24 protein-coding genes are annotated in these 25,735 nt (G+C 72.2%); 8 read left to right on the top strand and 16 right to left on the bottom strand.

Annotated features, from left to right (window positions below; translation table 11 throughout):
* The first annotated feature begins 191 nt into the window (after positions 1 to 191).
* From AB0J55_RS42575 to wecB, 3 genes are all read left to right on the top strand, one after another.
* Positions 192 to 959 (top strand): choice-of-anchor P family protein, encoded by a 768-nt coding sequence (locus tag AB0J55_RS42575; RefSeq protein WP_364262757.1) that lies wholly within the window; start codon positions 192 to 194, stop codon positions 957 to 959.
* 11 nt (positions 960 to 970) lie between these two features.
* Positions 971 to 1,147 carry an LPXTG cell wall anchor domain-containing protein gene (locus AB0J55_RS42570; RefSeq protein ID WP_364262754.1) on the top strand — a complete coding sequence of 59 codons (177 nt, stop codon included), beginning with the start codon at positions 971 to 973 and terminating at the stop codon, positions 1,145 to 1,147.
* 95 nt (positions 1,148 to 1,242) lie between these two features.
* Positions 1,243 to 2,388, top strand: a complete 1,146-nt coding sequence (gene wecB / locus AB0J55_RS42565; protein WP_364262976.1) for a UDP-N-acetylglucosamine 2-epimerase (non-hydrolyzing) — start codon at positions 1,243 to 1,245, stop codon at positions 2,386 to 2,388.
* A gap of 63 nt (positions 2,389 to 2,451) precedes the next feature.
* On the opposite strand, the gene tsaD is transcribed toward wecB, so the two are convergent.
* Genes tsaD through tsaB form a run of 3 tightly spaced genes read right to left on the bottom strand, consistent with a single transcriptional unit; the run spans position 2,452 to position 4,639 of the window.
* Positions 2,452 to 3,498, bottom strand: coding sequence for a tRNA (adenosine(37)-N6)-threonylcarbamoyltransferase complex transferase subunit TsaD (tsaD, locus tag AB0J55_RS42560; RefSeq protein ID WP_364262751.1), 1,047 nt, complete (start codon positions 3,496 to 3,498; stop codon positions 2,452 to 2,454).
* Positions 3,498 to 3,977, bottom strand: coding sequence for a ribosomal protein S18-alanine N-acetyltransferase (gene rimI, locus AB0J55_RS42555; RefSeq protein ID WP_364262748.1), 480 nt, complete (start codon positions 3,975 to 3,977; stop codon positions 3,498 to 3,500). The genes tsaD and rimI overlap by 1 nt, the downstream gene beginning before the upstream one ends.
* The gene (gene tsaB, locus AB0J55_RS42550; RefSeq protein ID WP_364262745.1) at positions 3,974 to 4,639 is read right to left on the bottom strand and encodes a tRNA (adenosine(37)-N6)-threonylcarbamoyltransferase complex dimerization subunit type 1 TsaB; all 666 of its coding nucleotides are present in this window, start codon (positions 4,637 to 4,639) and stop codon (positions 3,974 to 3,976) included. Before tsaB ends, rimI begins: the two co-directional genes overlap by 4 nt.
* A 99-nt stretch (positions 4,640 to 4,738) precedes the next feature.
* Between tsaB and AB0J55_RS42545 the strand changes: the two genes are divergently transcribed.
* From AB0J55_RS42545 to AB0J55_RS42535, 3 genes are all read left to right on the top strand, one after another.
* Complete coding sequence (locus AB0J55_RS42545) at positions 4,739 to 6,163, top strand: acyl-CoA synthetase (RefSeq protein ID WP_364262742.1); 1,425 nt, start codon at positions 4,739 to 4,741, stop codon at positions 6,161 to 6,163.
* Positions 6,156 to 7,484, top strand: a complete 1,329-nt coding sequence (locus AB0J55_RS42540; protein WP_364262739.1) for a carboxyl transferase domain-containing protein — start codon at positions 6,156 to 6,158, stop codon at positions 7,482 to 7,484. Before AB0J55_RS42545 ends, AB0J55_RS42540 begins: the two co-directional genes overlap by 8 nt.
* A 77-nt stretch (positions 7,485 to 7,561) precedes the next feature.
* On the top strand, positions 7,562 to 8,524 hold the full coding sequence (locus tag AB0J55_RS42535; RefSeq protein WP_364262736.1) for a serine hydrolase: 963 nt from the start codon (positions 7,562 to 7,564) through the stop codon (positions 8,522 to 8,524).
* Between the two features lie 50 nt (positions 8,525 to 8,574).
* Here the strand turns inward: AB0J55_RS42535 and tsaE are convergent, their stop codons facing one another.
* From tsaE to glmS, 8 genes are all read right to left on the bottom strand, one after another.
* Entirely contained in the window at positions 8,575 to 9,039 is a 465-nt protein-coding gene (tsaE, locus tag AB0J55_RS42530) for a tRNA (adenosine(37)-N6)-threonylcarbamoyltransferase complex ATPase subunit type 1 TsaE (protein ID WP_364262733.1), read from the bottom strand.
* Positions 9,036 to 10,133 carry an alpha/beta hydrolase gene (locus tag AB0J55_RS42525; protein WP_364262730.1) on the bottom strand — a complete coding sequence of 366 codons (1,098 nt, stop codon included), beginning with the start codon at positions 10,131 to 10,133 and terminating at the stop codon, positions 9,036 to 9,038. Before AB0J55_RS42525 ends, tsaE begins: the two co-directional genes overlap by 4 nt.
* A complete protein-coding gene (gene alr, locus AB0J55_RS42520) occupies positions 10,130 to 11,245 on the bottom strand; it encodes an alanine racemase (protein ID WP_364262727.1) in 1,116 nt (371 codons plus the stop codon). The genes AB0J55_RS42525 and alr overlap by 4 nt, the downstream gene beginning before the upstream one ends.
* A 271-nt stretch (positions 11,246 to 11,516) precedes the next feature.
* Positions 11,517 to 12,608 carry a sn-glycerol-3-phosphate ABC transporter ATP-binding protein UgpC gene (ugpC, locus tag AB0J55_RS42515; RefSeq protein WP_364262724.1) on the bottom strand — a complete coding sequence of 364 codons (1,092 nt, stop codon included), beginning with the start codon at positions 12,606 to 12,608 and terminating at the stop codon, positions 11,517 to 11,519.
* Positions 12,609 to 12,611: 3 nt separating this feature from the next.
* Positions 12,612 to 14,042 (bottom strand): xylulokinase, encoded by a 1,431-nt coding sequence (gene xylB / locus AB0J55_RS42510; RefSeq protein ID WP_364262721.1) that lies wholly within the window; start codon positions 14,040 to 14,042, stop codon positions 12,612 to 12,614.
* Positions 14,032 to 14,865 (bottom strand): DeoR/GlpR family DNA-binding transcription regulator, encoded by an 834-nt coding sequence (locus AB0J55_RS42505; RefSeq protein ID WP_364262718.1) that lies wholly within the window; start codon positions 14,863 to 14,865, stop codon positions 14,032 to 14,034. Before AB0J55_RS42505 ends, xylB begins: the two co-directional genes overlap by 11 nt.
* Before the next feature lie 56 nt (positions 14,866 to 14,921).
* Entirely contained in the window at positions 14,922 to 16,361 is a 1,440-nt protein-coding gene (locus AB0J55_RS42500) for an NAD(P)H-hydrate dehydratase (RefSeq protein WP_364262715.1), read from the bottom strand.
* Positions 16,362 to 16,378: 17 nt separating this feature from the next.
* The gene (gene glmS / locus AB0J55_RS42495; RefSeq protein ID WP_364262712.1) at positions 16,379 to 18,241 is read right to left on the bottom strand and encodes a glutamine--fructose-6-phosphate transaminase (isomerizing); all 1,863 of its coding nucleotides are present in this window, start codon (positions 18,239 to 18,241) and stop codon (positions 16,379 to 16,381) included.
* Between the two features lie 454 nt (positions 18,242 to 18,695).
* On the opposite strand from glmS, the gene AB0J55_RS42490 reads away from it, so the two are divergent.
* A complete protein-coding gene (locus AB0J55_RS42490; RefSeq protein WP_364262709.1) occupies positions 18,696 to 19,520 on the top strand; it encodes an alpha/beta hydrolase in 825 nt (274 codons plus the stop codon).
* Positions 19,521 to 19,527: 7 nt separating this feature from the next.
* On the opposite strand, the gene AB0J55_RS42485 is transcribed toward AB0J55_RS42490, so the two are convergent.
* The 5 genes from AB0J55_RS42485 to AB0J55_RS42465 all read right to left on the bottom strand — a co-directional run bounded on the left by AB0J55_RS42485 (position 19,528) and on the right by AB0J55_RS42465 (position 24,769).
* Entirely contained in the window at positions 19,528 to 19,989 is a 462-nt protein-coding gene (locus tag AB0J55_RS42485) for a hypothetical protein (RefSeq protein WP_364262706.1), read from the bottom strand.
* Between the two features lie 19 nt (positions 19,990 to 20,008).
* Positions 20,009 to 22,519, bottom strand: a complete 2,511-nt coding sequence (locus AB0J55_RS42480; protein ID WP_364262703.1) for a WXG100 family type VII secretion target — start codon at positions 22,517 to 22,519, stop codon at positions 20,009 to 20,011.
* Complete coding sequence (locus AB0J55_RS42475; protein ID WP_364262700.1) at positions 22,519 to 22,833, bottom strand: hypothetical protein; 315 nt, start codon at positions 22,831 to 22,833, stop codon at positions 22,519 to 22,521. Before AB0J55_RS42475 ends, AB0J55_RS42480 begins: the two co-directional genes overlap by 1 nt.
* A gap of 153 nt (positions 22,834 to 22,986) precedes the next feature.
* Positions 22,987 to 23,247 (bottom strand): acyl carrier protein, encoded by a 261-nt coding sequence (locus AB0J55_RS42470; RefSeq protein ID WP_364262697.1) that lies wholly within the window; start codon positions 23,245 to 23,247, stop codon positions 22,987 to 22,989.
* Complete coding sequence (locus AB0J55_RS42465; protein WP_364262694.1) at positions 23,240 to 24,769, bottom strand: fatty acyl-AMP ligase; 1,530 nt, start codon at positions 24,767 to 24,769, stop codon at positions 23,240 to 23,242. Before AB0J55_RS42465 ends, AB0J55_RS42470 begins: the two co-directional genes overlap by 8 nt.
* A 30-nt stretch (positions 24,770 to 24,799) precedes the next feature.
* Here AB0J55_RS42465 and AB0J55_RS42460 point away from each other — a divergent pair.
* Positions 24,800 to 25,735: hypothetical protein (locus AB0J55_RS42460; RefSeq protein ID WP_364262691.1), on the top strand; the 936-nt coding region annotated here is incomplete at its 3' end.

Below are 25,735 nucleotides of genomic sequence, written 5' to 3'. Positions count from 1 at the left end.
GGTGACGTCGAAACCGACCTGGGGAAACGACTCAGAGCCTTACCCGATCCGGTGATTCGGAAAATAATGTGTGCTATTCGGCGCGGTCTTCGCGATAGTCGATCCGCGTGCCGAGTCGAGGCAAGCCGGTTCGATCCGCGCCGCCGTCACGCACCCCCCGATGAATCCAGCGAATTTCGGAGGACCACTTGATGAAGAGCTCCCTCGTGCGCCGTGGCGGGCTGCTCGCCGCGGTCGTGGCGAGCGTCGTGCTCGCCGGCGCGGCTCCCGCTTCGGCGGCCCCCGGCGACGGATCCGCGTACGGCGTCAAGGTCGACGTCAAGCTGCTCGGCCAGGACGCGGTGAAAGCGGGCCCGTTCGCGGCCGCGAACACCGCGGGCCCGACGAGCAGCAGCCTGGCGAAGGTCGACCTGAAGGGCATCCTCACCGCCGGTGCCCTCAACGCCGAGGCCAAGCGTGATGAGAATTCCGGTGCGGTGACGGCGAAGGCGAGCACCGCCGACGTCACGCTGCCGCTGCTGAAGGCGGCACTCGGCAACGTCGGCATCAAGCTCGTCGAAGCCGTCTGCACCGCCACGCAGAAGGGCGTCGAAGGCAGCACGAAACTGGTCGGCGCCGACCTCGGCAGCGTCGGCGCCGTCGACGCGGCCCCGGCCGCGAACACGCAGATCAAGGTCGGCCTCGGCACGCTGAACGTCGCCACGATCATCCTGAACGAGCAGGTGAAGAACAAGGACGGCAGCCTCACGGTCAACGCCGTCCACGTGAAGCTGCTCGGCGACGGCCTGAACGCACTGGGCTCGGGTGACGTCGTCGTGTCGTCGGCGACCTGCGGCCCGGCCGCACCGCCGATGCCGCTGGCGTCGGGCGCGGGCCTGTGGATCGGGCTCGGGCTGCTCGGCGCCGTCGCGGTGCCGGTCGGCACGCGCATCTTCCGCCGCCGTTCCGCGCAGGCCTGAGCGAGGTCGCGGTGTACCGGATGCCGGGCGCCGGAGTCGGCGTGGCCGGTGGCGGGGTGGGCACCCTCGCCGCCACCGGGGCCGACATCGGGTGGTGGCTGGCCGTCGGCGTGCTCCTGGTCCTGCTCGGGACCATCGCGCTGATCGCCGTCCACCGCCGCAACCGCCGCGTTTCCCGGGCGCGGTGACTCCCGGGCCGCCGGCGTGTGCCCCTCGCACGCCGGCGGCCCCGAGGTGACGAATTTGCTGGACACTGAATGATGTGGAGAAGGGGCGGCACGGGGTGGACGTGATGTTGCTGGCCGGAACGCGGCCGGAAGCCGTCAAGCTCGCACCGCTGGCCCTGGCGCTGGCGGCGCACCCGGTCCTGCGCCCGGTCCTGGTCCACAGCGGCCAGCACCCGGGGATGGTCGAGCAGGCGCTGGAGCCGTTCGGCCTGACCGCGGACCTGTGGCTGGACGTACCCCCGCGGGTCACCGGAGGCCAGGCGGAGCTGGTCGCGGGCCTGCTGCCCGCGCTGGACGAGACGTTGCGCCGGCACACCCCGGCAGCACTGGTGGTCCAGGGCGACACGACGACAACGCTCGCGGGCGCGCTGGCGGCGTTCTGGCTGGGCATCCCGGTGGTCCACCTGGAGGCCGGCCTGCGCACCCACGACCTGGCGGCCCCGTTCCCCGAGGAGGGCGCCCGCCAGATGGTGTCCCGCCTGGCGGCCCTGCACCTGGCCCCCACCCTCGCCGCGGCGGCGGCGTTGCGCTCGGAAGGCGTTGCGCGCCAGCAGATCGCGGTCACGGGCAACACGGTGGTGGACGCGGTGCTGGAGATAGCGGCCCGAGACCTCCCGGCCCGCGACACGGCGCTGGCGTTGCTGGAGATGGAGATCGCCGAGGCCACCGAGCGGCTGGTGCTGGTGACCTCCCACCGCCGCGAGTCCTGGGGCGAGCCGCTGGAGCGGACGCTGGCGGCGGTGCAGCTGATCGTGGCGGAGCACCCGGACGTCCAGGTGCTGTTCCCGGCCCACCCGAACCCGCAGGTCCGCACCCAGGTGGAGGCGGCACTGGGCGGCCTGCCCCGGGTGACGGTGACGGACCCGCTGGAGTACCCGGACCTGGTACGCGCCTTGCGGCTGGCATCGCTGGTGCTGACGGACTCGGGCGGCATCCAGGAGGAGGCCCCGACATTCGGCACCCCGGTGGTGGTCCTGCGAGACGTGACCGAGCGGGCGGAGGTGGTGGAGGCGGGGTGCGCCTGGCTGGCGGGGACGGACACGGCCCGCATAGCGGACACGGCGGCCCGGTTGCTACGGGGCGAGCTACGCCCGGCTCAGGTGGGAAACCCTTATGGGGAAGGAAAAGCGGCGATCCTGGCAGTGGCGGCGATCGAGGAGCTGCTGGGCGTCCGGGCCGTGGCCCCGGCAGCGGCTTCGTAGGGACCGGACTTGTCGTGAGTGGCAAGGAGCGTTCCAACTCGCCTTACCACTCACGACCGGTGGTCAGAGCGAAACCACGTTCACCGGCAACGCCGGGTTCGCGCTGAACTCCAGCGGCGTCGTCGGGCGCTTCCCGGCCACCACGTGCGCGCCCAGCGCCGCGATCATCGCGCCGTTGTCCGTGCACAAGCGGGGCCGAGGTACCCGCAGCTCGATCCCCGCCGCCGCGCAGCGCTCGGCCGCCAGCTCCTTCAGCCTGGAATTCGCCGCCACGCCGCCGGAAATCACCATCGTGTCGATCCCCTGCTCCTTCGCCGCGCGGATGGCCTTGGCCGTCAGCACGTCCGCGACCGCCTCCTGGAATGACGCCGCGACGTCGTCCACCGGGATCTCCTCGCCGCGTCGCGCAGCGCCTTCGACCCAGCGCGCCACCGCGGTCTTCAAACCGGAGAAGGAGAAGTCGAACGCGGCGTCCCGCGGGCCCGTCATCCCACGCGGGAACGCGATCGCCGCCGGATCGCCGTTCTTCGCCGCCTTGTCGATCGGCGGGCCGCCCGGGTACGGGAGACCGAGGACGCGGGCCACCTTGTCGTACGCCTCGCCCGCGGCATCGTCCACTGTGGACCCGAGTTCGGTGATCGACGACGCGATGTCGTCGACGCGCAGCAGCTGCGTGTGCCCGCCGGAAACCAGCAGCGCCAGGCACGGGGTCGGCAACGGCCCGTGCTGCAACGTGTCCACGGCAATGTGCCCAGCCAGGTGATTGACCCCGTACAACGGCACATCCAACGCGGTCGCATAAGCCTTCGCGGCCGAGACACCGACCAGCAGCGCCCCAGCCAGCCCCGGCCCGGCCGTCACGGCAATAGCGTCCACATCGGACATGGACAGCCCTGCCGTGGCAAAGGCACGAGAGGTGGTCGGCACCATCGCCTCGAGATGAGCCCGGCTGGCGACCTCGGGCACCACGCCGCCGAAGCGGGCGTGCTGCTCGACACTGGAGGCCACCTCGTCCGCCAGCAGCTCGACCGTCCCGTCGTCGTGCAGGCGGACCAAGCCGACGCCGGTCTCGTCGCACGAGCTCTCGATACCCATGATGATGCGTGCCATCAGCGCGCCACCCCGTCCCGCGTCCGCGCCGGGCGGACCATCGTGTACGCGTCGGCTCCGGAAGGCTGGTAGTAGCGCTTCCGGATGCCGAGCCGTTCGAAGCCGTGGCGCTCGTACAGGCCGAGCGCAGTCGTGTTGTCCGTGCGGACCTCGAGGAAGACCGGCGCCTCGAACTCGTCGGCCCGCACCAGCAGGGCCTGCAGCAGCGCCTTCCCGATGCCCTGGCCCTGGTGTTCGGGTGCGACGCCGATGGTGTGCACGGTCGCCTCGTACTCGCCGCGGCGGCGGCCGACGACGGCCAGCCCGGCGTAGCCGAGCAGTTCGTCGCCCTCGTCCGGGCGGGCGGCGAGGTAGAAGTGCCCCGCGTCCAGCTCCGAGTGGAAGGCGCGGGCGCTCCACGGGTCGTCGCCCGGGAAGAGGATCTGCTCGATTTCCACGCACCGGGCGATGTCCATGCGGCGCAGGGGCCCGAGTCTCACGGGACGGTCACCCGTTTCGGCGCGGCGGGCTCGGCGGCGTCCGGGCGGCGCAGGTACAACGGCGTCAGCGGAGCCGGCGGTTCCGAAGCGAGCAACGCGGTCCGCGCGACCTTCACCAGCCCGGCGGGCGACGGGAACCGCGGCTCGACCGGCTGGACGTCGAGGACGTCGGCGTAGAGCAGCACGCCGTCGCCGGCCGCCGCCTCGACGTCGGTCTCGACGTCGGCGGGCCGCTGGACGTGCGGGCCGCCGGTGCGCCGCCCGTCGGCGTCGTAGGCCGCCCAGTAGACCTCGCGGCGGCGGGCGTCGGTCATCACCAGGAACGGGTGACCGCCGGAGACGACGTCGGCGGCCAGCGCGTCGAGGCTGCAGACCGGGTACACCGGGATGCCGAGCGCGTGGCCGAGCGCGGCCGCGGTGGCCATCCCGGCGCGCAGGCCGGTGAACGGCCCCGGACCGACACCGGCGACGATCGCGTCGAGGTCCTTCAGGGTCACGCCGGCGGCTTCGGCGGCGGCCAGGGCGTGCGGCATGATCAGCTCGCCGTGGGCGCGGGGGTCGACCGTGACACGCTCACCGAGCGTCCCGGCCGCATCGCCGTCGAGCGCGACGACGCCGGCGGTCACCGCCGGGGTCGAGGTATCGATCGCCAGTACCAACACGGTGTCCCAGCCTACGACCAGCGCCTTCGCCCGCTTGCTGCAGGGGACCGATCAGCACGGTAACGTGCGGATGGAGTCCGACACTGGGAGGTCCCCGCGGTGCCCGACCCGTTGTTCCCCACCCTCGTCGCCGGTGCCGCCAAGGAAGCCTTGCGCTTCGGCGACCGCGCCCTGTCCTACGACGCCCTCGCCGCCGTCGCCGGCGGTCTCGCCGCCGAGCTGCCACCGGGCCGGGTCGCGGTGTGGGCGACGCCGACCGTGCACACGAGCATCGCCGTCGTCGCCGCATTGCTCGCCGGGGTGCCGGCGGTGCCGCTCAACCCGAAGATCGGCGAACGCGAGCTCGCGCACATCCTCGCCGACAGCGAACCGGCCCTCGTCCTGGCCGAGCCGGGCGCGGAGCTGCCCGCCGGGCTCGCCGCCCTGCCGCGGCGCGACATCCCGCTCACCGGCGAGGGCGCGCCGATCCCGGCGGAGCCGGACCCGGAAAGCCCGGCGCTGATCGTCTACACCTCGGGCACCACCGGGCCCCCGAAGGGCGTCGTGCTCCCCCGCCGCGCGCTCGCGACCACGTTGGACGCCCTGGAGGACGCCTGGGCGTGGACCGCCGCCGACGTCCTGGTGCACGCTCTGCCGCTGTTCCACGTGCACGGCCTGATCCTCGGCATCCTCGGCCCGCTGCGCCGCGGTGGTTCGGTCCGCCACCTCGGCCGGTTCTCGACCGAGGGCGTCGCGCGGGAGCTGTCGGCCGGCGCGACCATGCTGTTCGGCGTGCCGACGATGTACCACCGGATCGCCGGCGAGGTCGGCGCCGACCCGGCGCTGGCCGAGGGGCTGAAACGGGCCCGGCTGCTCGTCTCCGGGTCGGCGGCGCTGCCGGTGCACGACCACCAGCTGATCACCGCGGCGACCGGCCAGCAGGTCGTCGAGCGCTACGGCATGACCGAGACGCTGATGAACACCAGCGTCCGCGCGGACGGCGAGCGCAAACCCGGCACGGTCGGCGTGCCGCTCCGAGGCGTGGACCTCCGGCTGGTCGGCGACGCCGGTGAAGTGATCGAAGACGTAGAGACGGTCGGCGAGATCCAGGTCCGCGGCCCGAACCTGTTCACCGAATACCTCAACCGGCCGGACGCGACCGCGGCCGCGTTCGACGACGGCTGGTTCCGCACCGGCGACATGGCCACGCGGGACGCCGACGGGTACGTCAAGATCGTCGGGCGCAAGGCGACCGACCTGATCAAGAGCGGCGGCTACAAGATCGGCGCGGGCGAGATCGAGAACGCGCTGCTCGAACACCCGCGCGTCGCCGAAGCGGCCGTCACCGGCGAGCCGGACGACGACCTCGGCGAGCGGATCGTGGCGTGGATCGTGCCCGCCGGCTCGCCGCCCTCGGAGATCGAGCTCGCCGACCACGTGGCCAGGCTGCTGGCGCCGCACAAGCGCCCGCGGGTCGTCCGGTTCCTGGATGCGTTGCCCCGCAACGACATGGGCAAGGTCATGAAGCGGGCGCTCGGTGCCTAGGCTGCCGGCGCGCGAGGTCGTCGGCGCGATCGCGAACGGTTTCACCGAGTTCGCCACCCCGCTGCGCGAGGAGCCCGCCGACGGCCCGATCGGCTGGCCGGGCTACCGGGAAGCGCGTTCCGCCGCCGAAGACCGCACCGGCGAGAAGGAGTCGGTCGTCTGCGGGACGGCGAAGATCGGCGACGTCGAGGCCGTGCTGATCGCGTTCGAGTTCGGGTTCCTCGGCGGGTCCCTCGGGCAGCGGACCGGCGACCGGATCGAGGCGGCGTTCGCGCACGCCCGCGACGCGCGGCTGCCGGTGGTGTCGCTGGTCGCGACCGGCGGCAGCCGCATGCAGCAGGGCATGCGGGCGCTGATGCAGCTGCAGCGGGTGGCGCGGGCGTCGGCGCTGACGCGGTCGGTGGGCATCCCGCAGATCGCGGTGCTGCGCGACCCGACGACCGGCGGCGGCTGGGCGACGCTCGGCGCGGGCGCCGACGTCGTCCTCGCGCTGCCGGAGGTCCAGGTCGGCTTCGCGGGCTCCCGCGTGCGGCCGCCGGGCTCGCCGGAGGCGTACACCGCGGAGGCGCACCACGCCTGGGGCCAGGTCGATGCCGTGGTCGCGCCGGACGAGCTCGGGGCGGCGTTGAACCGGTGGCTGCGGCTGCTGACCGCGCGTTCGTCGGCGGCGGCTCCCCCGCCGTCCGCGTTGCGGGCCACTCCGCTGCCTTCGACGGGCTGGGAAGCGGTCCAGGCGGCACGGTCGCCGGAACGGGCCCGGGCGGCGGAGTACCTCGACGCGTACTTCGGCTGGCGGGAAGACATCAGCGGCGACCGCGTCGGCGGCGCGGACCCCGGTGTCGCGTGCGGCTTCGGCTGGCGCGACGGCCGGACGATCGCGTACGCGGCCCAGTGCGGCACGCCGACGTTGCCCTCGGGCTTCCGGACGGCGGCGCGCCTGGTCCGGCTGGCGTCCCGCCTGGGGATTCCGGTGCTGACGCTGGTCGACACTCCGGGCGCGGCGAACGACGCGGTGGCGGAGCAGGCCGGCGTGGGCGGCGCGATCGCGGAGCTGTTCGAGGCGGTGGCGACGGCTTCGGTCCCGGTGACGACGCTGGTGATCGGCGAAGGCGGCTCGGGCGGCGCACTGGCGTTCGCGGCGGCGGGTTCGACGTGGGTCACCCCGGACGCGTACTTCTCGGTGACGTCCCCGGAAGCCGCGGCGGCGATCCTCAAGCGCCCGGCTTCGGAGGTGCCGGACATCGCCAACCAGCTGCACCTGCGGCCCCAGGACCTGGTGGATCTGGGCGTGGCGCGGGCGGTGGTGAATCCGGCTCGATGATCGTCGCCCGATCAGGGGTCCATCCGTGGTTGGATCTTGCGATGGGGTATCAACTCAACAGGCGAGCCGCGTTCGGTTTGGGGACCGCTGTCGCCGCTGGAAGCATTCTGGCCGGTTCTCCCGCGTACGCGCAGGAAGCAGAAATCGAGGCCAGCCCGGCCACACCGGACCGGGCCAGGCAGAAGGTGAAGCGCGTCTACGACGACGCAGCCGCCGAGGCAGGCGGCATCTGGAACTCCTACATCAGCGTGGCCGGCCAGGTGGCCGTCGACGTGGCGTCCGACGAGATCGTCGAGGCGTACAGCGTCAACAAGGTGGCCGTCGCGGTCACCCTGATGGACAAGATCGACCGCGGCCTGCTCACCCTGGACCAGCAGGTCCAGGTGCCGGCGAGCATCGTCGTGCCGGGTGGTGACGGCATCATCATCCTGGACAAGGCGTACCCGAGCGCGTTCACGCTGGGGCACGTGCTGTCGCTGTTCCTCACGGTTTCGGACGACACGTGCGTCCGGCTGGCCGGGCTGGTGGTTCCGGCGGCCGAGATCAACCAGATCCTGGTGGCCAAGGGCTTCCCCAAGACCCAGGTCACGCCGGTGGCCAACCCGAACCGCTACTTCCTCGGCCAGACCACTCCGCGCGAGACCCACGACCTGCTGCAGGCGCTGGTCGCGGGCACCTTGCTGAGCCCGGCGTCGACGGACTACCTGCTGTCCCTCCTGCGGTCGCAGGTGGCGTTCACCGACGGCATCCGCCGTGAGATGTCGTCCGTGGATCGGGCGAGGATCGCCACGAAGGCGGGCTGGCTGAACGACGGCCGCAACGAGGCCGGAATCATGTTCGACGCCGCGGGCAAGCCGGTGCTGATCTACTCGATGTTCGCGCACGGACAGGCGAACCCGGAGGACTTCGGGGCCACGCACCCGGTCCGGCAGGCCGCCGCGAAGATGGGGCCGAAGTTCCTGTGCGCGGTCGACAAGATCGCGGGCGCCGGCACCCGGACGTTCCGGGCACCGGCCTACCAGCAGTACAACGGCGGCTGAGCGCAGCTACCCTCGGGAGTGGGAAACAGGGTTAGAACACTGTTTCTCACTCACGAGGTCTTGGCGAGCTCCGGAACCCGGTCGGCCCAGGTGCCGTGCGGTTCCAGGGTGATCTCGCGGACGTCGTCCTCGCGGCGGTCCAGCCGCACCACCAAGTAGTCGTCCGACAGGCGTTCCGCCGAGCCTTCGCCCCACTCGACCACGATCGCCGAGCGCTCCAGGTCCGTGTCCAGGTCCAGGTCGTCCAGCTGCGAGAGATCGCCGCCCAGGCGGTACGCGTCCACGTGCACCAGCGGCACGCCCGAAGCGCCCGCCGGGTGGACCCGGGCCAGGACGAACGTCGGGCTGCTCACCCGGCCGCCGACGCCGAGGCCGTCCGCGATGCCGCGGGTCAGCGTCGTCTTGCCCGCGCCGAGCGGCCCGGCCAGCAGGACCAGGTCACCCGCCCGCAGGACGCGGCCGAGGGCCCGCCCGAAGTCCATCGTTTCGTCGGGGGTCGGGAACACGAAACTCAACGCTGCCACCACCAGGTTCGCCGGGACGAGGTCACGCCGTCCGCACCGGAACAGCGTTGCAGGAGATCGATCAGATGGCTGTTCACCAGCTCGGGCTGCTCGAGCTGGACCATGTGGCCGGCGCCGCGGACGCGCACCAGCTCCGCGTCGGGCAGCTCGGCCGCGATCCGCTCGGCGTGCGAGAACGGCGTGAACCGGTCCGAATCGCCGCCGATGACCAGCACTTCGGCGTGCTTCAAGCCGGCCAACGCCGCGTACCGGTTGTGGCTGCCGAGGGTGTCGATGAAGTTGACGAGCCCGCGCACCGGCGTCACTTCCAGCATCTCGATCATGAAGTCGACGAGCCGCGGCGCGACGTCACGGCTGCCGAACGCCAGCCGGCGCACGGCTTGGCGCGTCAGCTGGCCGCCCGCCGCGCGGACGAACTCCACCAGCCCCGGCTGCCAGCCCGCGAGACCACCCGCGGCGCGCGTGAGCGGGTTGTACTTCGAGAGCAGCGAACGCGGCAACCCGCGTGCGCCGACTTCACCCGCCGCCGTCGCGATGAAGGCGACCCCGCACACGCGGTCCTCGAACAGCTCGGGGAACTCGGCGGCCAGCTCCATGATGACCATGCCGCCCATCGAGTGCCCCATCAGCACGATGGGCCCGTCCGGCACCACGGACCGCAGCACGCAGTCCAGGTCGCGGGCCAGCTGTTCGATGGTCGACGTCTCGGCCGAAGCCGCGCCGGACAGGCCGTGGCTGCGGTGGTCGTAGTACACCTGACGCACGCGCGGCAGCCGCAGCGACGCGAGGTCGCGACGCTGGAAATGCCAGCAGCGCCGCGAAAGCGCGAAGCCGTGCACCCCCACGACGGTCAGTTCCGGTTCGCCGCCGTCTTCCGGGTCGATCTCCTCGACCGAAAGCGGCGTGCCGTCCTCGGCCGCGACCGTCGAAGTGCGGTCCGGCTTCAGGTCCCCCAGCGGCTCGTCCACGTACGGATCCTCAATGTGCCGCCGCTGCTGCGCGGCGACGGCGATGGCGGCGGCGGTCCCGGTGGCGATCGCCCCGACCCCGCCGGCGATGGCCAGCAGTCGACGTGAAGGTGTCACCCGCGTTCCCCCAGATACCGGCGCCGCACCCGCGGCCGGTACATCGAGGTCACGATCTCGTAGTCGATGGTGCCCAGCTTGTCCGCCCATTCGCGGGCGGTCGGCTCCCCGTGCGTCCCCGCGCCGAACAGGACGACCTCGTCGCCGACGGCCGGTTCGTAGTCGCCGCAGTCGACGACCAGCTGGTCCATGCAGACCCGCCCGGCGACCGGCCGCCGCTGCCCGCCGAGCCAGACGTCCATGCGGCCGGACAGGGACCGCGGGACGCCGTCGGCGTACCCGGCCGGGACGAGCGCGAGGTTCGTGTCCCGCTCCGCTGTCCAGGTGTGCCCGTAGGACACCGATTCGCCGGCTTCGATGCGCTTGACCAGGGCGACCGCGGACCGGAACGTCATGGCCGGGCGCAGGTCTTCGGCCTGCGGCACCGGGTTCAGCCCGTACATCGCGATGCCGGGCCGGACGACGTCGAAGTGCAGGTCGGGCCGGGTGAGCAGGGCCGCGGAGTTCGCCAGGTGCCGCATCGGGTCGAGCCCGGCGGCGCGGGCGGTGTCGTAGGCGTCGGCGAACCGCTTGGCCTGCAGGTCGATCGAGGGGTGCCCGGGCTCGTCGGCGCACGCGAGGTGGGACCAGATCGCGACGACCTCGACCCGCGGTTCGGCGGCCGCCGCTTCGACCAGCCCGGCCCACGCGGCGGGCGGGCAGCCATTGCGCGACAGCCCGGTGTCGATTTTGAGGTGCACACGGGCTCGGGTACCCGGTTTCGCGGCGGCCGCGATGCGGCGAAGCTCACCCAGCGAGCTGGCGGCGAGGTCGATGTCCGCTTCGAGGCCGGCGGTGAAGTCGACGTCGGGGGTGTCCAGCCAGCTGAACAGCCGGGTCTCGATGCCGGCCTCGCGGAGGGCGAGGGCCTCGCCGAGGGAGCAGGTGCCGAGCCAGGACGCGCCGGCCTCGACCGCGGCGCGCGCCACCGGCAGCGCGCCGTGGCCGTAGGCGTCGGCCTTGACCACGGCCATCACCTGGGAGCCGGGCGCGCGGGCGCCCAGCAGGGTGAGGTTGTGGCGGATCGCGTCGAGGTCGATGTCGACCTGCGCGCGCGGGAAGCTGGAGGACATGGCGCCCTCCAGTTTCCCATGACCCGAGGTCAGGGCAGGCGCGCGCCCCGGGTGAGCATCCCCACCCGCTCAGTACCCCACCACCCCGAAGCCGGAATTGTGACTACGGCCGGCAGCACCGCGTCAAGGCGGGAAAGCGTGCCTTGACCCGGCACTACCGGCCGTGTTCTGGCTTCGTATCGGGGTTGCGGGGAGGTCTGGGTGGTTTCGGGCTGGTTAGGCCGTCAACGAGCGGTTTACGTCGGCTCGGCGGTTGCCGGGCCTTTGCCGGTCAGGGCAGGCGCGCCCCGGACGTGGCGGAGAACACGTGCAGCTCGTCGGGGCGGATTCGCAGGTGGAGCGTGTCGCCCATGGCCGGCGGGGTGCGCGGGTCGACTCGGGCCACGACGTTGGACTTCGTGCCTTCGGCGTCGGTCTCGGCGAGCTTGCCGTAGACGTACGCGTCCGAGCCGAGCTCCTCGACCAGGTCGACCTTGATCGGCACCGAGTCGGGGCCCTCGCTGACCACTTCCAGGGACTCCGGGCGGAAGCCGAGGGTCACCGTGTCGCCGTCGGCGGCCGCGATGACCTCGCGGGTCAGGGCCACGCTGCCGCCGCCCAGCTCGGCGCCGTCGGCCGTCAGCTTCGCGGTGACGAGGTTCATCGCGGGCGAGCCGATGAAGCCGGCGACGAAAGCGTTGGCGGGCCGGTCGTACAGCGCGCGCGGGGTGTCGCACTGCTGCAGCAGGCCGTCCGAGAGCACCGCCACGCGGTCACCCATCGTCATGGCCTCGACCTGGTCGTGCGTGACGTACACCGTCGTGACGCCGAGGCGGCGCTGCAGCGCGGCGATCTGCGTACGCGTCGAGACACGCAGCTTGGCGTCGAGGTTCGACAGCGGCTCGTCCATGAGGAAGACCTGCGGCTCGCGCACGATCGCGCGGCCCATCGCGACGCGCTGGCGCTGACCACCGGAGAGCGCTTTCGGCTTGCGGTCGAGGTACTGCTCGATGTCGAGCAGCTTCGCGGCCTCCAGCACCTTCTGCTTGATCTCGGACGCGGGCCGCCCGGCGATCTTCAGCGCGAAGCCCATGTTCTGCGCGACCGTCATGTGCGGGTACAGCGCGTAGTTCTGGAACACCATCGCGATGTCGCGGGAACGCGGCGGCAGCTGGGTGACGTCGCGGTCGCCGATCCAGACGGCGCCGTCGTCGATGTCCTCGAGGCCGGCGAGCATGCGCAGGCTGGTCGACTTGCCGCAGCCGGACGGGCCGACCAGCACGAGGAACTCGCCGTCCTCGATCTGCAGGTCCAGCGCGTCGACCGCGGGCCGCTCGGCACCCGGGTAGCGGCGGGTGGCCTTGTCGTAGGTGATGGAAGCCATCGGTCAGTCCTCTCCGAGATTCCGCCGGACCCCGTACGCCGCTTCGCGGGCTTCGAGGTGGCGTTGCTGGATCCGGTGGCCCTCGGCGCGCTGCGCCTCGGTCGGCTCGTCCAGCTCGAGCCGGAGCTTCTGGTGTTCCTGCCAGGACGGGGGTTCCGCGCTGGAAGCCAGGGCCCACGCCGCCTGCCGCGCCGCGCCGAGCGCGACGTACTCGGCGACTTCGGGCAGCTGCACGGGCACGCCGAAGACCAGCGGCGCGACCGCGCGGACGGCCCGCGACTGCGCGCCACCGCCGATCAGCAGCACGCGCTGGACGTCGAGGCCGTGCGCACGCACCGCGTCGAGACCCGCGGCCAGGCCGCAGAGCATGCCTTCGACGGCGCTGCGCGCGAGGTTCTCCGGGGTCATGTTGTCCCGGGTCAGACCGGCCAGCGAGCCGGTCGCGCCGGGCAGGTTCGGGGTGCGCTCGCCGTCGAGGTACGGCAGGAACGTCAGCCCGCCGGCGCCCGGCTCGGCGGCCAGGGCGAGCCGGTCGAACTCGCTGAGCGTCGCGCCGAGCATCGCGGCCGTCGCGGTGAGGACGCGGGCGGCGTTGAGCGTGCAGGCGAGCGGGAGGAAGCGGCCGGTGGCGTCGGCGAACCCGGCGACCTCGCCGCTGACGTCGGCCGCGCCGGTCTCGGCGACGCCGAACACCGTGCCGCTGGTGCCGAGCGAAACGACGGCGTCGCCGGGCTTGAGTTCCAGCCCGAGCGCGGCGGCCATGTTGTCGCCGGTGCCAGCCGAAACCAGCACGCCGTCCGGGGTGTGGCCGGCCGCGTCGGCCGGACCGAGGACGGTCGGCAGCTCCGGCGTCCGGCCGCCGAAGGCGTGGCTGAGGACGTCGAGGCGGTAGGCGTTGTCCGACGGCGAGAAGTAGCCGGTGCCGGAGGCGTCGCCGCGGTCGGTGACCGGGTCGCCGCCGGTGAGCTTCCAGGTCAGCCAGTCGTGCGGGAGCAGCACGCGCGTCACGCGGTCGGCGAGCTCGGGCTCGTGCTCGGCCAGCCAGCGCAGTTTCGTCACGGTGAAGCTGGCGACCGGCACCGAGCCGACGGACTTCGCCCAGGCCGACGGCCCGCCGAGTTCGTCGATGAGGTCGAGCGCCGCCTGCGCGGAGCGGGTGTCGTTCCACAGCAGCGCCGGCCGGACGACCTCGCCGTCTTCGTCGAGGGTGACCATGCCGTGCTGCTGCCCGCCGACGCCGATGGCCCGGACGCCGTCGAGCAGGCCGTTCGACGCCTCCTGGAAGGCGTCCCACCAGGCGGCGGGCGCGACCTCGGTGCCCTCGGGGTGCGGCGCACGGCCGGTGCGGACGATTTCGCCGGTTTCGGCGTCGCACACGACGACCTTGGTCGACTGCGTGGACGAGTCGATGCCGGCGACCAGCTCAGCTGTCATAGGGCTGCCCCTCTGCGACGTGTTCGACGATCTCGATCGCGGTGCCCGCGTTGAGCGCGGCCTCGATCTCCTCGGTGGGTGTGGCCTGGCCGGTGATCAGCAGGTCGTAGTCGCCGACGTCGCCGTGCGCGTAGGTGGCGGTGCGGCCGAACTTCGAGTGGTCGACGACGAGCACGCTCTGGTTCGCGACCTTGAGGGCGGCCTTCTTGAGCTCGGCGTAGTCGCGGTCCGGGTGGAACAGCCGGCCGACGGCGACCGCGGTGACCGAGACGAACGAGACGTCGGCGCGGATCGAGTCGAGCAGGCCGAGCACCTCGGGACCGGCGCAGGAGTCGTACTCGTGGCTGTAGCGGCCCCCGGCGAGGACGACCTCGACCTTCGGCCCGAGCAGCCGGGCCGCGTGCAGCGAGTTGGTGACGACGGTGAGGGCGTCGATCTCGGCGAGCCGGCGGACCAGCGGGAGGAGGGTGGTCGAGTCGTCGACGAAGACGGTCTGGCCGGCCTGGACGTGGTTCGCGGCGGCGTCGCCGAGAGCCTCCTTCTCACCGTGGTGGAGCGTGTCGCGGAAGCGGGCGGCGGTCTCGATGGTGAGCGCGGGGTAGGCCTCGACCTTGCCGCGGAGCTTGCGGAGGAGGCGGCGCTCGGCGAGGTCGTCGAGGTCGCGGTGCATGGTCATCAGGCTGACCTTGAAGCGCGCGGTCAGGTCGTCGATGCGGACCTCGCCCTGCTCGATGACGTGGTCGAGGATGTCCTGCCGCCGCTGCTCGACGACGGCATCGGACGGCCGGGTCTTCCGGTCTCCGGATACTGTGCCGCCGCTCACACGGCATTCTTACCAGATTTATCGCGCGAAGTTAACAGAGAACTCGATAAGTCTTCTCAGGACGTTAGCGAGCGGATCGCGCGGATGGCCTCCGGGATGGCGTGGACCAGGCCGGACGCCGACGTCGGGGCGTTCTGGGCCGCGATCGCGCCGGCCAGCGAGTGGACGTTCGCTGCGGCGGCCGCCGCCAGCCAGGGGTCCAAGCCGGCCGCGAGGAGCGCGCCGACCAGGCCGGACAGGACGTCGCCCGAGCCGGCCGTCGCCAGCCAGGCGCCGCGGGGGGTGTTCACCGCGACCCGGCCGTCCGGAGCCGCGATCACCGTGCAGTGCCCTTTCAGCAGCACCACCGCGTCGTACTTCTTCGCCGCTTCACGCGCCGCCGTCACGCGGTCCGGGCCCGGCTTGCGGCCCATCAAGCGCTCGTACTCGCCCGCGTGCGGCGTCAGGACCAGGGGCGTGTCCGGGTCGCGGGCGTCGAGGACGTCCGGGCTCTTGGCGATGATCGTCGTCGCGTCGGCGTCCGCGCAGACCGGGACGCCCTGGCCGAGGACGAACCGCAGGACTTCGCGGCCTTCGGCGCCCGTGCCGATGCCGGGGCCGACCGCCCACGCCTGGACCCGGCCGGCGTCCGCGACCGTGCCCGTCGCGATGATCTCCGGCCACTGCCCGCGCACGACGTCGGCCGCGTGACCCGCGTAGCGCACGAGGCCCGAGGTCGCGCGGACCGCCGAGCCCGACGCGAGTACCGCCGCGCCCGGGTAGGTCGCCGAGCCGGCCGCGATCCCGACGACACCCTGGCTGTACTTGTCGTCCTCCGGCCCGGGGATGGGCCACGCCGCGGCGACGTCGACGATGTCGAGGCGCTGGAGGTCGGGGTTGTCCAGCTCGAGACCGATGTCGACCAGCACGACCTCGCCGCAGTGGGCGGGCGCGAGTGCGTGGACCGGCTTGAGCGCGCCGAACGTGACGGTTTTGGCCGCCTTCACCGCCGGGCCGTCGACCGCGCCGGTGTCCGGGTCGACGCCGCTGGGCAGGTCGACCGCCACGATCGGGGCCTCGACCAGCTCGACCAGCCGGGCCGCGTCGGGCCTCAGTGCGCCCTTGCCCGAGATGCCGATGATGCCGTCCACCACGACGTCGGCTTTGGCGATCCACTGTGGACCGTCCTCGGCGGACACCGCACGTCCCCCAGCGCGCTTGAGCGCCCCGAGGCCTTTTGCATGTGCCTTCGCGGGGTTGAGCAGGACCGCCGTGACCGCCACTCCGCGGCGGCGCAGGAACGCGCCGGCCCACAGGGCGTCACCACCGTTGTCACCGGAGCCGACCAGCAGGACGACCCGGCGGCCGGACACGCTGCCGGTGTGGTCCTCGAGGAAGTCCGCGATGTGGACCGCGAGCCCGAAGGACGCCCGCCGCATCAGCTCGCCTTCCGGCGTGACGGCGAACGCCCGCCCCTCCGCCTCGCGAATCCGTTCCGTGGTCCAGATTCCCTGCACGGCGGGCCCTCCGGCGATTACTCGACTGTGACGGACTTCGCCAGGTTACGCGGCTTGTCGACGTCGTACCCGCGGGCGCGGGCGATCTCCGCGGCCAGCACCTGCAGCGGCACGGTGGACACCAGCGGCTGCAGCAGCGTCGGCACCGCGGGGACCTCGATGAGCTCGTCGGCGAACGGCCGGACCGTCTCGTCGCCCTCTTCGGCGATCACGATCGTGCGGGCGCCGCGGGCCTGGATCTCGCTGATGTTCGACACGAGCTTCGAGTGCAGCACCGCGCGGCCCTTGGGCGACGGCATCACGACGACGACCGGCAGGCCGTCTTCGATCAGCGCGATCGGGCCGTGCTTGAGCTCGCCGGCGGCGAAGCCCTCGGCGTGCATGTACGCGAGTTCCTTGAGCTTCAGCGCGCCTTCGAGGGCGACCGGGAAGCCGACGTGCCGTCCGAGGAACAGCACCGCCTTGGAGTCCGCGATGCGGCGCCCGAGGTCGCGCACCTGCTCCACAGTGGACAGTACTTTCTGGACGGCCGCGGGCATGGCCTCCAGCTCGGCGAACTCGCGGGCGACCTCGTCCGGGTACTTCGTGCCGCGGGCCTGCGCCAGCGCCAGGCCGACCAGGTAGTTGGCCGCGATCTGGGCGAGGAACGCCTTGGTCGAGGCGACGCCGATCTCGGGCCCGGCGTGGGTGTAGAGGACGGCGTCGGACTCGCGCGGGATCTGCGCGCCGTTGGTGTTGCAGACGGCCAGGACGCGGGCCTTCTGCTCCCGGGCGTGCCGGACGGCTTCGAGCGTGTCCGCCGTCTCGCCGGACTGGCTCACGGCGACGACGAGGGTGTCGCGGTCGAGGACCGGGTCGCGGTAGCGGAACTCGCTCGCCAGCTCCACCTCGACCGGCAGGCGGGTCCAGTGCTCGATGGCGTACTTGGCGACCAGGCCGGAGTGGTAGGCCGAGCCGCAGGCGACGACGAAGACCTTGTCGACGTCGCGGAGGTCCTGGTCGGAGATGCGCTGCTCGTCGAGGATGATCCGGCCGGACTCGAAGTGCCCGCGCAGCGTGTTGGCCAGCGCCTCGGGCTGCTCCTCGATCTCCTTGAGCATGAAGTACTCGTGGCCGCCCTTCTCGGCGGCGGAGAGGTCCCAGTCCACGGTGAACGGCTTGGCCTGGGCGGCGTCGCCGTGGAAGTCGAGGACGTCGTAGCCCTCGCGGGTGATGACGACGAGCTGGTCCTGGCCGAGCTCGACGGCCTCGCGGGTGTGCTCGATGAAGGCGGCGACGTCGGAGGCGACGAAGTGCTCGCCCTCCCCGACCCCCACGACCAGCGGCGACGACCGGCGGGCGGCCACGATCGTGTCCGGGTGGTCGGCGTGCGTCACGACCAGCGTGAACGCGCCTTCGAGGCGGCGGCAGACGGCGGCGACGCTGGCGGTGAAGTCGCCCTTGGTGTCGCCTTCGGTGTACGCGCGGGCCACCAGGTGGGCGGCGGTCTCGGTGTCGGTGTCGCTGGCCATCTCGACGCCGTCGGCTTCGAGCTCGGCGCGGAGGGTGGCGAAGTTTTCGATGATGCCGTTGTGCACGACGGCGACGCGCTGGGAGGCGTCCCGGTGCGGGTGCGAGTTGCGGTCGACCGGCGCCCCGTGGGTGGCCCAGCGGGTGTGCCCCATGCCGGCGGTGCCGCCGAAGTGCTCGCGGCCGACCTCGTCGAGCCGGCCTTCCAGGTTGGCCAGCCGGCCGGCCTTGCGCTCGACGGTCAGCGCACCGGCACCGTCGAGGACCGCGACACCGGCCGAGTCGTAACCGCGGTACTCCATGCGCCGGAGCCCACCGAGGACGACGTCCAGAGCCGGGCGGTGCCCGACATATCCCACGATTCCACACACGCACACCAGCCTAACGAGGGACATTCAGCGGGTTGACGGGGTCCGCGAAGGCCCTCCGACCTGCGAAAAGGCGCGGCCGATGGTTCAAACCAATGCGGTGCACCCGGACGGTCGGCCCGCGTGCCTGGAGAGTCGGCCCCGCGTGCCTGGAGGGTCGGCCTGCGTACCTGGAGGGTCGGCCGGCTCGGGCCGCCGAAACTGTCGGTGCCCGCCGGTAGAGTGGAAGACGGGGGGCGCCCCCGCGGGCCACCGGACGCGACATGCCGCGGAGCGGCGAACCCGATGAGCCGGACCGACAGCGCAGGTACGCGAGCCGACTGTCCAGGTACGCGGACCGACCCTCGGGGTACGCGAGGCGGCTGTCCGGGTACGCGAGCTGACCGTCCAGGTTCGCGCGGCGGCGCGCCGGGGCGGCGGGCGAGCCCGGACCGGCCGCGCACAGTAGGGTTCGGCCATGGCCAGCAAGCCCAAGCAGCTGCTCGCGGAGTTGACGCACCCGGGTCCGCACGAGGTCCTGCGGGGCGATCTCGCCCTGGTCGGGCTGCCCGGCGTCGTCTACACGCCCCGGGCCGGCCTCGGGTTGCCGGCCGTGGCCTTCGGGCACGGGTGGCTGCAGCCGCCCGATCGGTACCGGCAGCTGCTGCGGCACCTCGCCAGCTGGGGCATCGTCGCCGCCGCGCCGGCCACGCAAAAAGGCCCCCTGCCGTCGCACCGGCTGCTCGCCGCCGATCTACTGACCACCCTCGACGTCGTCACGACCGTGCGGCTCGGGCCGGACGGGATCAGCGTCGACCCGGCCAAGCTCGGGCTCGCCGGACACTCGACCGGCGGTGGCTCGGCCGTTCTCGCCGCGGCGCAGGACGCTCGAAGTGAGAAGCCGCGGATCAAGGCCGTCGCCACCATCACCGCGGCCCAGACGCTCCCGCCGGCGAGCGAGGCGGCGCAGGCGATCACCGTTCCCGGCCTGCACTTGGCCGCGGAGGCGGACCTGGTCGCCCCGTCCGTCGCGCACGCCGAGGCCATCGCCGGGGCCTGGGGCGGTGACGACGTCCAGTTGCGCTTCCTCGGCAAGGCGTCCCACCTCGGCGTCACCGAAGGCAAGCACTGGTCGCAGCTGATCATGCACGGCAAGCCGCACCGCAAGACGCAGCAGCTCACGCGTGCCCTGTTCACCGCGTTCTTCCTCACCCACCTGACCGGCACCGACAAGTACCGGCCCCTGCTCGAGGCGGACGTCAAGCGCGCCCCGATCGAGCGTGAGGAAGAACCCGCCCGCTGAACCGGCCTCAGACCAGCCAGCTCGTGCTGGAGAAGTCGTCCTCGTCGTCGGGCTGACGCGCGTGCCGCCCACGCCGGGGCGGCTCGGGGGCCGCCGCCGGTGGCGGTTCCGGGGCCGGCTCCGGGCGGGCGGAAACCGCCGGGGTGCCGTAACTCGGCGTCGGGTAGTTCGTGTAGCCGGTGTCCGCTTCCTCGTCGTGGACGCCGAACTCCATCAGCGACTCGCGGGACTTGTCGGCCAGCGTCTTCTCCGTCGCCCAGCCACCCGCGCTCTGCTTGCGCTTGTTGAGCTCGTCCATGTGCTCGGCGTACTTCTGCGCGGCCGCCAGCTCCTGCCGCATGCCCTCCCGGACCTGCTGCTGGGCCTCGGCGAGCCGGCGTTCGCGCAGCCCGCGCTGCTCGTCCTGCTCACGAGCCGCGGCTTCCATCGTCGAGATCGCCGCGCGATACCGGTCTTCGGCGCTGCTCATCGGCCCTCCTCGGCCCTCGTCACCGGTCGTACCGGATCGAACGGTCACCCTCGTCGTCCAGCGAGCCGCTGATCCGGCCCTTCGCGCCGGACGTCTCGAACACGCCGCCCTCGATGCGGTACTGGCTGGGCCCGCGCTGCTGGTCGCCGCCACCGCCACCGGGCGCGCCGCCCATGCCGCCCATCATGCCCATGCCGCCCATGCCCGACATCGCGCTCGCGCCCGGCGCGCTCGCGGCCGCCTGGTGCAGGCCGGCGTCGACCGGGGTGGCGCCGAGGCCACCGCCGCCGTCGGACATCGGCAGCGAGGCGTCGCTGCCCGTCTGGGCGCCCGGGTCGAGCGACACGGCGCCCGCGAAGTCCGGCGCCCCGCCGCCGGTGATGGCCGAGCCGAAGTCGCTCGCGCCGGCCGTCGTCGTCGCGTCACCGGAACCGGTGCCCGCCCCCGCGTCGGCCGTCGCCACCGCGGGCTCGGCGCCGACGCTGCCGCCGAGGTCACCCTCGAAACCGCCGGGCGCGGTGAACCCCGACATGCCTTCGCTGCGCGTGAAGCCGGGGTCGGGGTTGGCCGGCGCCGGGTCCTTCGTCAGCGGCGACTCGGCGTTCGCGTCGTGCCGGATGTCCGCACCGGCCGCGCCGTCGGTCACCGGCTTGGCCTCGGTCTTGAGGTTGTCGCCCTTGAGGTCGGCGGCCTTCGGGTCGTCCTTCTCGTCCAGCGTGTAGGTGGTCGGCTCGCCCTTGCCGTCGTCGACGGTCACGATCGTCGGCCCGTCCGGGCCCTCCGGCCGCTCGGCGGTGATCTTGAGGTTGCCGTCCTGGATGTGGATCTTGCCGTCCGGCCCCGGCTTGTAGCTGCCGTCCGCGCCGGGCTGGCCCTCCTTGACCGCCTGGCTGCCCTGCGGGCCGAAGGACGCCTTGTCGCCGTCCTTGCCGGCGCCGTCCTTGCCCGCCTCGGCCTTGTCGTCGTCACCCCAGTCGAGGTGGTAGTCCTTCTTGTGGCCGTGGCCGTCGTCCACGGAGATGTCCTGCTTGCCCTCCTTGTCGGGCTCGGACATCGTGATCGTGTTGTCGCCCTTCTTGACCGACACCGTGTCGGTGTCGTCGAGGTCCTTGATGGCCTCGCCGGTCTTCGGGTCGATCGGGTACGGCTGACCCGTCGCCGGGTCGACCTCCAACGGCTTCCCGGTGATCGGGTTCTTGCCTTCCTCGGGCTTCGGCGGTTCTTCGGCCTTGGGCGGCTCGGCCGCCGACGGCGTGGTCGTGCCGCCGCCCCCGGTTCCGGTGCTGCCCGTGCCGGTGCTTCCCGTGCTGCCGGTCCCGGTGCTGCCCGTGTTCCCGGTGTTGCCGGTGTTCCCCGTGTTGCCGGTGTTTCCGGTATTGCCCGTGTTGCCGTCGTTCTTGGCTTCGGTCAGCTGGTTGCGGTAGCCGTCCATGTACCGCGCCAGCGCGCCGAACTGCTGGTCGATGGTCTCCTTGGCCGCCTTGCAGGACCCGTCGAACGCGGTGATCAGGCTCTTGTACTCGGTCGAGAAAGCGCCGTCACGCCAGTAGCGGCAGACGTTCCGGCCGTATTCCTTGTTTTCGTCGTTGAAGCCGCAGTCGTCGTTCTGCAGCCGCTCGGCGAGGTTGGACGGGTTGCCGTTCTTCGCGTTGACGGCGTCGATCCAGCCGGCGACCTTCATGAAGTCGTCGAACTTGTCGGTGTCGCCGTTGGCGATCTTGAGGACGTCCTTCGCCATCGGGATGTCGGCCTCGGCGATCACCGGGCGGTGCAGCTGCAGGACCTCATCGACCTTCTTCTTGACCGCGGTGTAGACCTGCGTGACGGTCTCCGGGATCAGCTTCGCCGCCCCTTCGATCTGCTGCGACAGCTCCTTGGCGTGCGGCTTGAGCATCTCGTCGTACTTGATCTCCGCGGCGTTGGCGCCCTTGCCCTTCCACTCGCCGAAGAGGGTCTGCAGCTCGGTGTCGCTCTTGGTGAGGGTGTCCTCGACGACCTTGTGCGCCTTGCTCAGGTCGTCGGCGTCGCTGAGGAACTTCTGGTACTGGATCCCGCGGTTCTCGTGGAACTTGTCCTTGAGGTCGGTCTGCGAATTCTTCTTTTCGCCTTCGCCGCCCTTGATCTGGTTCCAGACCTCGTCGGTCCACTTCGCGAGCATGTCCACCGCGACATTGCCCTGGTCGAGCTGTTCGTCGGAACTCTTCGCGCCGGCCCCCAGCGTCGGCGCGGCGATGCCGTCGAGGTTCTTCTTGGCCTGGTCGCGTTCGGCGGTCTGGCGCCGGTGTTCCTGGTTCTTGGCCGCCGACTCCTGCTTCGCCTCGGCGACGATCTCGTCGGTGTCGTTCGAGTCGAAGACGTCGTAACCGCCGCCGCCGTCGGAATAGTTTTCGATGTACTTCTTCGCGTACTCTTCTTCTTCGTCGTTGAAGTTGAAGGTGTTGCGGTCGTACTCCTCCATGAGCTTCGTCTTCGTGTCCATGGACACGTTCGGGTCATCGAGGACCTTCTTGATTTCGGCCCAGTCAGCCATCAGCGGTTACCCCCGGCCTGGTTCGCGGTCGCCCCGGCGTTCGCTTCCTGGGTCGTGTACTTGCCGCCCGCGGTCCCGATGCCGCCGCCCAGGTTCAGCAGGGCGTTCGACAGCCCGGTCAGGCCGGCGCCGATCTCGTCCATCCCGGCCTTGTACTTGCCGAAGCTCTCCTGGTGGACGCGGCCGAAGTCGACGGCCACGATCTCGGTCGGCGCGACCTTCTTGGCTTCGGCCGCCGGGTCGTCGGCGACGTCCGCCAGGCGGATCTGCGCCCGCGTCATCGCCTCCGAACTCGCTGCATACCCGTCCGGCATGGTCGCTGCCCCCTTCGATCCCACAGTCCCTGGCTGACGTTCCGGGACTGTGACGCGCCCGGACCCCGTTCGGTGCCGTCGCAGATGCACACAGAGTCTAGCGTCCGCCCGGGCGGCGGACCTGGGCTTCCGCGAAGTGCACCCGCCCGGGAGCTACCCGCCGGCGTGCTGCGCCGCGACCGCCTCGGAGATCACCTCGGCGACGCCGCGGATGTCCACCAGCCGGTCGAGCTCGTCGATGTCGACCGAGACGCCGAAGGTGACCTCGGCCCGGGCCAGCAGCTGGATGCGCTGCCGGGACGTCATGCCGATGTCGTCGAACGGCGTGGTGTCGGTGAGCCGCTCCGGCGGGATCTCCAGCGCGAAGGCGATGATCCGCCGGATCTCGTCGACGTAGGCCCCCGGGTCAGTCATGGTGCCCATTCTCGCCCCACCAGCGTTCGCGGGCCGCGGCGCGGGACACCTTGCCGCTGGAGGTCCGCGGCACCTCGCCCGGCCGCACCAGCCACAGCGCGCGCAGCGGCAGGTCGTGCCCCGCCGAGACGGCCCGCCGCACCGCCGTTTCCACGGCCGCGTCCGGCGCGGTGCACCCGGCCACGACCGCGACACCTTCGCCGCGGCCGTCCCGCACGCCGAACGCGGCGGCGCGCCGGACGCTCGGGTGCGCGGCCTCCACGGTGGCCTCGATGTCCTGCGGGTGGTGGTTGCGGCCGTCGACGATGATCAGATCCTTGCGCCGGCCAGTGACGTACAGCTGTCCGTCGTGGACGAACCCGAGGTCGCCGGTGCGCAGCCAGCCGCCGGGAGCGATCTCGTCGTCGCGGCCCCAATAGCCGTCGGCGAGGTTCGGGCCCGACACCTGGATCTCCTTGTCGACAATGCGGATCCGCTGGCCGTACGGCCGCCCCACCGACACCCGCGGCTCGCCGTCGAGTTCGGTGATCGTCGGCCCCTCGTCCCCGGCGCTGGTGACGAACACCGTCGCCTCCGCGAGTCCGTAACACGGCTTGATGGCGGCTCGCGGCAGGCCGAAGGGCGCGAAGGCCCGCGCGAAGTTTTCGACGGTGTCCGCGCGGACCGGCTCGCTGCCGTTGAGCAGGGAGTTGACGTGCGAAAGGTCGACGGCCTCAAGGCCAGGGGCCGCCTCGGCGGCCAGGTCGAAGGCGAAGTTCGGCGCGGCGGTGACCGCACCCGGGTGGTCGGCCAGCAGCCGGATCCAGCGCAGCGGGTCGCGCACGAAGTCCATCGGCGTGCAGAACACCGACCGCGAGCCGAGGAAGACCGGCGTGCCGATCAACAGGACCAGGCCCATGTCGTGGAAGAACGGCACCCAGCCCACTAGCGGTGTCGACGCGCCGGCGCGATAGCACTGCGTGGTCTGCCAGCAGCTGGCGACGAGCGCGCGGTGGGAGATCACCGCGCCGGCCGGGCGGCGCGTCGAGCCGGATGTGTACTGCAGGTACGCCGGGTCGGTCATCGCCACGGCCGCCGGCGGCTCGGCGTCGCCGGGCTCGATGTCCTCGACGGCCAGCACGGTGACCGGCGGGACCTTGTCCACCAGGTCCTTCGAGGTGAGACAGGCCGCCGGGGTGGCGTCCGCGAAGGCCGACTCGACCCGGGCGCGGTTGGTCCGCCCGTTCGGCACGGACAGCGGGACCGCGACGCGTCCCGCGTAGAGCGTCCCGAGGAAGGCGGTGACGTACCCGAGGTCCTGCCGGGCGACGATGGCGACGCGATCACCCGGCCGCGTGACGCGCCGCAGCTCGCGGGCGACCCCGCGGACGCGGGCGAGCAGCTGCGGCCAGGTCAGCGTGTGGCCGGCCGGGCCCGGGAAGGTGCGGCAGGTGAACGCGGGGCGGTCTTCGGCCGCGTTGCGCAGCAGGTAGTCCGTGAACGGCGTGGTCAGGACGGCATCCGGGACGGCTGCGGGCGGCACGGCCTCATCCTGCCCTACCGTGTCGAAGCGATGGACGAGTTCGAACGGCACGGCATCACGGTGGTCTCCGGCCGGGACGCGTGCGCGCGGGCCCTGCGGTCGCCGGAGCTGACGTCGGATCCCGGGGGCGGCTCGCCCAGCGTGCTGCTGCGGGACGGCGACGGGCACACCCGCGTGCGCGCGGTACTGCGGGAGATCATCGCCGGGCTGGAGCCGTTCCCGGCTGCCCTGCAGGCGGCGATCGAGACGGCGGTGGCCGGGCTGGGGACGACCTTCGACCTGGTGCGCGGCTTCGCGCGGCCGGTGGCGGGGCTGGTGACGTCGGCGGTGCTGGGCGTCCCCCTGGACGACGTCTTCCTGGACCACCTCGAAGCGACGACGGCGAACCTCGACGTGTCCGGCGAGGTCGACCGGGCCGGGCAGGCGGCGGCGTTCCGGCTCGCGGTGCAGCTGAGCCGGACCCCGGCCGGGCCGGGTGGGCTGACCGCGTTGCGGGAAGCCCACGCGGCCGGCCGGCTCGACGAGGACGAGCTGGCCATCAACGCCGTGGTGCTGGCGCACGCGGTCTACGAGAACTCGCTGAACTTCCTGGCCTGCGCGGGTCTCGAACTCGCGGCTTCCGGTCCGCGGCCCGTGCGCGAGCTGGTGGCGGCGGTCTGCCCGGCCCGGTACGTGCTGCGGTTCGGCCCGGACGGCCCGGTGGCGATCTCCCTGGCCGACGGCCTGCCGTTCGGCCTCGGGCGGCACGCGTGCCCCGGCTCCGGCGTCGCGCTGGCCGAGGGCGAGATCGCGCTCACCGCCCTGGCGAAGCACCTCGGCGGCGCCTGCGAAGTGCGGGACGTCCGCTGGAAGACCCACCCGGTCTTCCACGGCCTGGCCTCGGCGCAAGTGGTCGTGAGTGAGAAACAGGGTTTTGAAACAGTTTTTAAAAAAACAACCGGGGGGGTGAATATAGGGGGGGGCGGC

The sequence above is a fragment of the Amycolatopsis sp. NPDC049688 genome, assembly GCF_040674975.1.
Classification (GTDB): domain Bacteria; phylum Actinomycetota; class Actinomycetes; order Mycobacteriales; family Pseudonocardiaceae; genus Amycolatopsis.
This window is presented reverse-complemented; position numbering and strand designations above follow the sequence as displayed.